The 2,937-nt window shown below is 63.3% G+C and carries 4 protein-coding genes; 2 read left to right on the forward strand and 2 right to left on the reverse strand.

What is annotated here, in order from left to right:
* Together Q0S16_RS24750 and Q0S16_RS24755 are read left to right on the forward strand one after the other, a co-directional pair.
* A partial coding sequence (locus Q0S16_RS24750) for an oligopeptide/dipeptide ABC transporter ATP-binding protein (RefSeq protein WP_366517861.1) occupies positions 1 to 302 on the forward strand: 302 nt, incomplete at its 5' end.
* Entirely contained in the window at positions 295 to 1,260 is a 966-nt protein-coding gene (locus Q0S16_RS24755; RefSeq protein WP_295854655.1) for an oligopeptide/dipeptide ABC transporter ATP-binding protein, read from the forward strand. The genes Q0S16_RS24750 and Q0S16_RS24755, both read left to right, overlap by 8 nt.
* Before the next feature lie 67 nt (positions 1,261 to 1,327).
* On the opposite strand, the gene Q0S16_RS24760 is transcribed toward Q0S16_RS24755, so the two are convergent.
* Together Q0S16_RS24760 and Q0S16_RS24765 are read right to left on the reverse strand one after the other, a co-directional pair.
* Positions 1,328 to 2,467 carry an ABC transporter substrate-binding protein gene (locus Q0S16_RS24760; protein ID WP_295854657.1) on the reverse strand — a complete coding sequence of 380 codons (1,140 nt, stop codon included), beginning with the start codon at positions 2,465 to 2,467 and terminating at the stop codon, positions 1,328 to 1,330.
* A 24-nt stretch (positions 2,468 to 2,491) separates the two neighbouring features.
* A partial coding sequence (locus Q0S16_RS24765; protein WP_295854659.1) for a branched-chain amino acid ABC transporter permease occupies positions 2,492 to 2,937 on the reverse strand: 446 nt, incomplete at its 5' end.

Genomic DNA, 2,937 nt, shown 5'->3' on the forward strand with positions numbered 1-2,937 from the left:
ATGCCGGCCGCGTGGTCGAGGATGCGCCGGTGGCGCAGCTGTTCCGGCGGCCGGTGCATCCCTACACCATGGGGCTGATCGCGGCGGTGCCGAGACTCGACAGCGATGCGTCGCGGCTTACCACCATCGCCGGCCGGATTCCGTCGCCACAGGAAGTCATACCCGGATGCCGCTTTAGCCCGCGCTGCGCGCGCGTGCAGGACGGTTGCCGCGAGCAGCCGCCATCGATGCAGCCAGTCAGCGATGGCCAGTCGGCGCGCTGCCCGCCGCGGATTCTCGAGCTGGGCGCGCACCATGGTTGACCAGCCCATCGTCGAAGTCCGCGATCTCCGCAAGACCTTTCCGGTCAAGCATGCCGGTGGCGTCTCCACGCTGCACGCGCTGAGCGGCGTCAATTTCGAGATCATGCGCGGCGAGACGCTGGGGCTGGTCGGTGAATCCGGCTCCGGTAAGACCACCGCTGGCCGCATCCTGGTTGGACTGATCCCGGTGACGAGCGGCCGCGTGCGTCTGTTCGGCCACGACATCAGCGGCCCCGACGGCAAGGCGCAGCTCGCCGCGGTGCGGTCTCGATTGCAATTCGTGTTTCAGGATCCCTATGCGTCGCTTAACCCGCGAATGCGCATCGGCAGCGCCATCGCCGAGCCGATCGACATCGCCGGACGCCATTCGCGCAAGGACCGCAACGATCGCGTCGCCGAGCTGCTGGAACTTGTCGGCCTGCCGAAAAACAGTATCGATCGCTACCCGCACGAATTCTCCGGCGGCCAGCGCCAGCGCATTGTGATTGCCCGGGCGCTGGCGCTCAATCCGGATTTCGTGGTGTGCGACGAACCGGTATCGGCGCTCGACGTGTCGATGCAGGCGCAGATCGTCAATCTGCTGCTCGACCTGCAGGACAGACTGGGCCTGAGCTATTTGTTCATCGCCCACGATTTGGCGGTAGTGCGCGCCGTCTCGACCCGGATCGCGGTAATGTATGCCGGTGCCATAGTCGAGACCGCGCCGAAAGCGCAGCTCTATGCCGACCCGCAGCATCCCTATTCGCGAGCGCTGCTCGACGCCGTGCCGCGCGCCGATCCCGACTTTGTCCGCCATCCGGTGGTGGCGGGTGAGGTGCCGAGCCTGCTCGATCCGCCGCCCGGCTGTTCGTTCCATCCTCGCTGTCCGTTCGCGATGGATCGATGCCGGGTTGAAGTGCCGCTGCTGAAGAATTCCGGCGCCGGCCGCCGTGTCGCTTGCCATCTGTTCCCGGGGTGAGATTGAGCAATAAGTGGGTGCTGCGCCGGCGTTGGCCATGCGGAGACGGCGCCGCCCGATTGTCCCGCTACTGGAGCGCCTCGAGCTTGGCATTCTTGCCGTCGACGACCTTGAACATCACGTAGCGCGGCTGCATTTGGCCGTTCGGCAGGAACTGAACGTCGCCGAATACGGTCCCCTTGATGGACTTGCCGCGAATGGCTTCGGCGACCGTCTTGCGATCCAGCGACTTCGTCGCCTCCACCGCATGCGCCCACACCTGCAACGCGCCGGCACCGAGCGCGGCGCCCTTGTCGGGATCGACGCCGTAGGCCTTCTTGTACGCGGACACGAATGCAACGGCTTCCGGGAAGGTGGTGAAGGGCGGTAAATCGGGGAAGAAGATATCAGCCGATACGATGCCGTTATTGGCGTCGCCGGCCACTTTGAACACCGTCGACAGCATGATGCCGACGGCGCCGACGAACGCCGACTTCACATCGGCCTGGCGATACTGCTCGACGAGAGCTGGCAGGCCCGACGAGTTCGACGAACTGGTGACCACGATGGCGTCGGGGTTAGCTCCTTTCAGGCTGGTGAGCTGCACCCTGAAATCGGTGTCCTTGAAGGCAAATTTCTCCGTCCGGATCACCTCACCTGAAAAGTTGAGCTTCTTGAATTCGGATTCTACCGCGGCCTGAAAGCCGTTGCCGTACACATCGTTCTGGGTGAGGAACGCGACCTTCTTCGCTTTCAGGGTATTGGCGACGTAGTTGGCGATGGCCTCGGCGTCAAAGCTGTTCGAGCTGTTGATGCGGACGGCATAGGGGTTGGTCTCGCCATTGAGGATCAGGTCGGATTTCGACGTCGCGGTAATATCCATGATCCCCGCGCGCGCCAGAATCGGCTGCATCGCCAGTGTCACCGGCGAATTCCAGCCCTCGATGACCACGTCGGCCTTCTCGGCAATCATCTCGTTGGCCCGGCTGACTCCGACTGCCGGCGTGCTCTCGTCATCCTTGGAAATCACCACCAGCTTGCGGCCGAGCAGGCCGCCCCTGTCGTTGATCTGCTGCGCCACCAACTTGATGGCATTGGTGACGCCCTGGCCGTCCGGCCCGGCACCGCCGCTCAATGGAAAGATGGCGCCGACCTTGATGTCCTGCGCCATTGCCGACGCGGTGAGGCCCAACAGCATGGCTATCGCCAGCTTCATTGTCTTGCTCATATGCGCAATCTCCCTGTTGTGTGTTCAGTTCTTGATTTTCGTGAAGCGACGATACAGGCCGACAAGTCCGGCAGGCCAGAAAATCAGGACCACCGCCAGCACCGAGCCCAGGATGATCTTATTCCAGTCGCCGCCCAGCGAAAAAAGGTTCTGCTGTACGATCAGAAGCGCCGTGCCGATCAGCGGTCCGAGCAGGATACGGCGGCCGGCCAGAACGACGGCGGTCAGCATCATCACCAGAAAGTAGGACTCGAACATGTCCGGACCGACATAGGCGCGCTGATAGGCGTACAGCCAACCTGCGAGCCCGGTGATCGGCGCCGATATCACGAAGATGGCGAGCCTTATCTTGCGCGGGTCAACGCCGAGGCTCGCGGCGAGCGACGGATTCATCTGCACCATCAGGGCGTTGATTCCGAGCCGCGAGCGGCGGAAGCGCGCAATGAAAGTCAAAGTGAGCAGCAGCAAGA

The organism is Tardiphaga sp. (assembly GCF_025356345.1).
In the GTDB taxonomy this organism is placed as follows: domain Bacteria; phylum Pseudomonadota; class Alphaproteobacteria; order Rhizobiales; family Xanthobacteraceae; genus Tardiphaga.